5 protein-coding genes are annotated in these 6,000 nt (G+C 73.3%); 3 read left to right on the forward strand and 2 right to left on the reverse strand.

Going from position 1 to position 6,000, the window contains the following annotated elements; genetic code table 11:
* Positions 1–7: 7 nt before the first annotated feature.
* A complete protein-coding gene (locus ABD296_RS22400; RefSeq protein WP_344270229.1) occupies positions 8–2,341 on the reverse strand; it encodes a glycoside hydrolase family 3 protein in 2,334 nt (777 codons plus the stop codon).
* Positions 2,342–2,453: 112 nt separating this feature from the next.
* Here ABD296_RS22400 and ABD296_RS22405 point away from each other — a divergent pair, with 112 nt between their 5' ends.
* Positions 2,454–3,068: a TetR/AcrR family transcriptional regulator gene (locus ABD296_RS22405; RefSeq protein ID WP_344270232.1), complete on the forward strand. Its 615-nt coding sequence runs from the start codon at positions 2,454–2,456 to the stop codon at positions 3,066–3,068.
* A 44-nt stretch (positions 3,069–3,112) separates the two neighbouring features.
* Here ABD296_RS22405 and ABD296_RS22410 read toward each other — a convergent pair whose 3' ends face one another.
* The gene (locus tag ABD296_RS22410; RefSeq protein WP_344270235.1) at positions 3,113–3,826 is read right to left on the reverse strand and encodes an IclR family transcriptional regulator; all 714 of its coding nucleotides are present in this window, start codon (positions 3,824–3,826) and stop codon (positions 3,113–3,115) included.
* A 99-nt stretch (positions 3,827–3,925) separates the two neighbouring features.
* On the opposite strand from ABD296_RS22410, the gene leuC reads away from it, so the two are divergent.
* Both leuC and leuD read left to right on the forward strand, forming a co-directional pair.
* Positions 3,926–5,323: a 3-isopropylmalate dehydratase large subunit gene (gene leuC / locus ABD296_RS22415; RefSeq protein ID WP_344270236.1), complete on the forward strand. Its 1,398-nt coding sequence runs from the start codon at positions 3,926–3,928 to the stop codon at positions 5,321–5,323.
* Between the two features lie 12 nt (positions 5,324–5,335).
* Positions 5,336–5,923 (forward strand): 3-isopropylmalate dehydratase small subunit, encoded by a 588-nt coding sequence (gene leuD / locus ABD296_RS22420; protein ID WP_344270238.1) that lies wholly within the window; start codon positions 5,336–5,338, stop codon positions 5,921–5,923.
* Positions 5,924–6,000: the final 77 nt, after the last annotated feature.

The following is a 6,000-nucleotide window of genomic DNA, read 5'->3' on the forward strand; positions in this document are numbered from 1 at the left end:
CCCGGCGTCAGGCGGTCAGCCGGAGGTCGGTGACGGAGCGTCCGGCGCGCAGCGCGCACCCGCCGGGCAGCCGCTCGTCCAGCGGGACCCGGACGGTCGCCCGCTCGCCCGCCGCGGCCTCCGCGACCGCGAACCCGGCGAGCCGGAGCGGCAGCGCGTCCGACGAGGCGTAGCACTGGACGACCTCGCGCCCCGGCCGGTCACCGGTGTTGCGGACCGTCACCTCCGCCACCCCGTCCGCCACCGACAGCGACTCGTACTCCCACGTCGTGTAACCCAGGCCGTGCCCGAACGGGTACGCGACCTGGCCGGGCGCGTAGTGCCGGTAGCCGATCGCGGCGCCCTCGGCGTACGGCAGCGACCCGTCCTCTGCGGGGACCGGCGACAGGATGCCGTCCTCCGCCTCCGGGAACGTGGTGGGCAGCCGGCCGCCCGGCTCGGCGGCGCCGGTGAGGACGTCGGCGATGGCGTCGCCGCCCTCCTGCCCGGGCAGCCACGCCCACAGCACCGCCGCGACCTCGTCCCGCCACGGCATCAGCACGGGCGCGCCCGCGTTCACCACCACGACGGTGCGCGGGTTGGTCGCGGCGACGGCGGAGACCAGCTCGTCCTGGCGGCCGGGCAGCGCGAGCGTCGTCCGGTCGAAGCCCTCGCTCTCCACGTCGTCGTTGGTGCCGACGATCACGATCGCGACGTCGGCGGCGCGGGCGGCCTCGACCGCCGCGGCCAGCTCCTCGTCCTCGGGCAGGTGCGGCTCGTGGTAGCCGATCCCGAACGCGGTCAGGAAGGACCCGGACCGGTAGGCGCGCCGCAGCTCCACCGGGACCGGGCGGCCGGCCGCGAGCCGCACCTCGACGCGGTGCTCCGGCGGGCGCATCATCGCCTCGACCGGGTCGCCGCCGTCCAGCGCCAGGTTGACCGTCGCCGCCGTGTCCGCGACGCGCACGTCGTACTCGCCGACGCCGGCGACCGCGAAGGTGTGCACGCCGTCGGCGGCGGGCGTCACCTCGGCGCGGACGACGATCTGGGCCGTGGCGTCCGGGACGCCCTCGAAGAACATGAAGCGCGCGGCCTTGCGGTGCTCGGAGTCGAGGATCGCGCCGTCGGCGTCGATGAACTCCAGGCGCACCCCCGGCTCGCCGGTCTCCGGGTCGGCGGCCATGTCCAGCGGCAGCGCCGCCAGCCGCTCGTGCGGGTACACGCCCGCGCGCACGGTCAGCTCGGTGTCGGCGCCGAGCGCGCGCCGCAGCCCGTCGACCGGCGAGACGACGTGCTCGGGGTTCACATGGGCGCTGCCGCCGCCCTGCGCGCTGAACCGCACCGCGTTCGGGCCGATCAGCGCCAGCTTGCGGGGCACGTTCAGCGGGAGCACGCCGCCCTCGTTGCGCAGGAGCACGCACGCGCGCGCCGCCAGGGCGCGCAACTGGGCGGGCGCGTCGGCGGGCGTCGTCACGGACACCGGCTCGGGGAACCCTTCGAGCGCGCCGACCCGCGCGGCGAGCCGCAGGATCCGCAGCACCTTGTCGTCGATCAGGTCCTCGGCGACCTCGCCGCCGCGGACGGCGTCGACGAGCTTCCCCCGCCACGCGTTGCCGGGCATGCCCGGCATCTCCAGGTCCATCCCGGCATTGGCGCTGGCCGCGGTGGAGCGGATCGCCGTCCAGTCCGACATCAGCACGCCGTCGAAGCCCCAGCGCTCCTTCAGCACACCGGTCAGCAGCGCCCGGTTCTCCGTCATCGTCGTGCCGTTGACCTGGTTGTAGGCGGCCATCACCGCCCACGCGCCGGCCTTCACCGCGTCCTCGAACGGGCGCATGTACACCGCGTCCAGCGCCTCGTCGCCGATGCGGGCGTCGTAGGACATCCGGGCGGTCTCGGAGTCGTTGCCGACGAAGTGCTTCACCGTCGCCGCCACCCCGGCCGACTGCACGCCCCGGACGAACCCGACGCCGATCCGCGCGGTGAGCAGCGGGTCCTCGGAGTAGTTCTCGAAATGCCGCCCGCCGAGCGGCGTCCGGTGCAGGTTGATCGTCGGCGCCAGCTGGACGTGCACGCCCTTGTCCCTGGCCTGGGCCCCGTTCAGCCGTCCCGCCCGCTCGGCGAGGTCCGGGTCCCACGTCGCGGCCAGCGCCGTCGGGCTCGGGAACAGCAGGCTCGTGCTCCGCTCGTCCCAGGCGGTGCCGCGGATGCCGCTCGGGCCGTCCGACAGCACCACCTTCCGCAGTCCGATCCGGGGGATCGGGCGCAGCGACCAGAAGTCGGCCCCGGTCAGCAGATGGACCTTCTCCTCGAGCGTCAGTTCCGCGAGCCGCTTGCGCAGGCCGGACTCGTCGACGGACATCGAACCTCCTCCTGGACGTTTCCGAACGAAGCTCACCCTATTTCGCGATACCGAGCACTCGGTAGGTTTGTTATCTGTACGTTATATCTAGATCTGCGTAGAGTGAGGTGACGTGACGACCAGCACGGACCGGCGGCGCGGCTACGCCGCCGGCGACGCCCGACGCGAGCGCATCCTGCACATCGCGACGCAGGAGTTCGCCGAGCACGGCTACCGCGGCACCTCGCTCGCGCGCGTCGCCGAACGCGCCGGGCTGTCCCAGCCCGGCCTGCTGCACCACTTCCGCACCAAGGAGCAGCTGCTCGTCGCCGTCCTCGAACTGCGCGACCGGCGCGACATGGAGCGCTTCTTCGACGGCGACGACGCGGACGGCGGCCTGGACGTGCTCGCCGCGCTGGTCCGGGTCGTCGAGCACAACAGCCGCACGCCCGAGCTCGTCCGGCTGTTCGTGGTGCTGACGAGCGAGGCGGTCACCGCCGACCACCCCGCGCGCGCGTGGGCCCGCGCCCGCTACGTCCGGCTGCGCACCTGGGTCGCGGACGCGCTGCGCCGCGCCGCCGACGCCGGCGACCTGCGCGCCGACCTCGACGCCGATGCCACCGCCGCCCGCATCATCGCGATCATGGACGGCCTGCAGACCCAGTGGCTGCTCGACCAGGACGGCATCGACATGCCCGCCCTCTTCCGCGCCCACGTCGACGACCTGATGCAGACCCTCCGAGCCTGACGGATCACTGCGCCGTGACGGGGGGGCGGGGGTCGCCCCCCCGGTCAACTCCGCCGCATGCCCTCGCTGATCTTCTCGGCGGCGGCGACGATGGGGGCGGCGTGCAGGCGGCCGGGGGAGCGGGTGAGGCGCTCGAGGGGGCCGGAGACGGAGACGGCGGCGATGACGCGGCCGCCGGCGCCGCGGACGGGGGCGGAGACCGACCCGACGCCCTGCTCGCGCTCGCCGACCGACTGGGCCCAGCCGCGGCGGCGGACGGACGCGAGCGTGGTGGCCTCGAACTTGGCGCCGCGCAGCCCGCGGTGCATCCGGTCGGGCTCCTCCCAGGCCAGCAGGATCTGCGCGGCGGACCCGGCGGTCATCGGGAGGGCGGCGCCGACCGGGATGGTGTCGCGCAGGCCGCTGGTGCGCTCGGCGGCGGCGACGCAGACGCGGACGTCGCCCTGGCGGCGGAAGAGGGACGCGCTCTCGCCGGTGTGGTCGCGCAGCTGGGCGAGGATGGGCTGCGCGATGGCGAGGAGGCGGTCCTCGCCGGCGGCGACGGCGAGCTCGGCGAGGCGGGGGCCGAGGATGAACCGGCCCTGGGTGTCGCGGTGGACGAGCCGGTGGTGCTCCAGCGCGACGGCGAGCCGGTGGGCCGTCGGGCGGGCGAGGCCGGTGGTCTGCACGAGCTGCGCGAGTGAGGCGGGGCCGGCCTCGAGCGCGTTCAGCACGAGAACCGCTTTGTCAAGTACGCCGACTCCGCTAGAGTTGTCCATGTCTTGATATTGCCGTCTCGTAATTTGAGATGCAAATCAACCGGACCGGACCCCGGCGCGACGGCGCGCCGGACGATCATGACAGGTGAGGTGGGTGTGATGGGCCGTACATTGGCCGAAAAGGTGTACGACGCGCACGTCGTACGGCGTGCCGAGGGTGAGCCCGACCTCCTCTACATCGACCTGCACCTGGTGCACGAGGTCACCAGCCCCCAGGCGTTCGACGGGCTGCGGATGGCCGGCCGCCAGGTGCGCCGCCCCGACCTGACCATCGCCACCGAGGACCACAACGTCCCGACCACGGACCTGCTCAAGCCGATCGCCGACCCGGTGTCGCGCACCCAGGTCGAGACGCTGCGCAAGAACTGCTCCGACTTCGGCGTCCGGCTGCACCCCATGGGCGACGACGGCCAGGGCATCGTGCACGTCATCGGCCCGCAGCTCGGCCTGACCCAGCCCGGCATGACCGTCGTGTGCGGCGACTCGCACACCTCCACGCACGGCGCGTTCGGCGCGCTGGCTTTCGGCATCGGCACCAGCGAGGTCGAGCACGTCCTCGCCACGCAGACGCTGCCGCAGATCCAGCCGAAGACGATGGCGGTCACCGTCGACGGCGCGCTGCCCGAGGGCGTCACCGCCAAGGACCTGATCCTCGCGATCATCGCCAAGATCGGCACCGGCGGCGGGCAGGGCCACATCATCGAGTACCGCGGCGAGGCGATCCGCTCGCTGTCGATGGAAGGCCGCATGACGGTCTGCAACATGTCCATCGAGGCCGGCGCCCGCGCCGGGATGATCGCCCCGGACGAGACCACGTTCGCCTACCTCGAGGGCCGCCCGAACGCCCCGCAGGGCGCCGACTGGGACCAGGCCGTCGAGTACTGGACGTCCCTGCGCACCGACGACGACGCGGCCTTCGACAAGGAGGTCGTGATCGACGCGGCCGGGCTGACCCCGTTCGTCACCTGGGGCACCAACCCCGGCCAGGGCCTGCCGCTCGGCGAGTCCGTGCCCGACCCCGCGTCCATCGACGACCCGGCGAAGCGGCAGAACGCCGAGCGCGCCCTGGAGTACATGGGCCTCACCGCCGGCACGCCGCTGCGCGACATCAAGGTCGACACCGTCTTCGTCGGCTCCTGCACCAACGGCCGCATCGAGGACCTGCGGGCCGTCGCGGGCGTCCTGGAGGGCCGCAGGGTCGCCGACGGCGTCCGGATGCTGGTCGTCCCCGGCTCGATGAAGGTCAAGAAGCAGGCCGAGGAGGAGGGCCTCGACCAGGTCATCTCCGCCTCCGGCGCCGAATGGCGCGAGGCCGGCTGCTCGATGTGCCTGGCGATGAACCCCGACAAGCTCACCCCGGGCGAGCGCAGCGCCTCCACGTCCAACCGCAACTTCGAGGGCCGGCAGGGCCCCGGCGGCCGCACGCACCTGGTGTCGCCCGCCGTCGCCGCCGCCACCGCCGTCACCGGCCGCCTGGCCGCTCCCGCCGACCTCTAAGGAGTCCGAGCCATGGAAGCCTTCACCACCTACACCGGACGCGCCGTCCCGCTGCGGCGCAGCAACGTCGACACCGACCAGATCATCCCGGCCGTCTGGCTCAAGCAGGTCAGCCGCACCGGCTTCGACAAGGGCCTGTTCTCCGCCTGGCGCGAGGACCCCGGCTTCGTGCTGAACCAGCCCCGGTACGAGGGCGCAGGCGTCCTGGTCGCCGGCCCCGACTTCGGCACCGGCTCGTCCCGCGAGCACGCCGTCTGGGCCCTGCAGCAGTACGGCTTCCGCGTCGTGATCGCGCCGCGCTTCGGCGACATCTTCCGCAACAACTCCACCAAGATGGGGCTGCTGCCGGTCGTGCTGACCGACGCGCAGGTCGAGGCCCTCCAGAGCGCCACCGAGAAGGACCCCGCCCTGGAGATCACCGTCGACCTGGAGAAGCGCGAGGTCCGCTGGGGCGCCGACACCGCGACCTTCGAGATCGACGACTACACCCGCTGGCGCCTCATGGAGGGCCTGGACGACATCGGCCTGACCCTCCGCCACGGCGACGCCATCACCGACTACGAGGCCGCCCGCCCCGCCTGGCTCCCGGTAACTGTGTAGCCCAGGGGGGCGACCCCCTGGAACCCCCGTTGCGACCAACAGGCCGTTTCCCGCTCCGCTGGCGCTCCGCGGTGAAA

The sequence above is a fragment of the Actinomadura napierensis genome (genome assembly GCF_039529375.1).
Classification (GTDB): Bacteria; Actinomycetota; Actinomycetes; order Streptosporangiales; family Streptosporangiaceae; genus Spirillospora; species Spirillospora napierensis.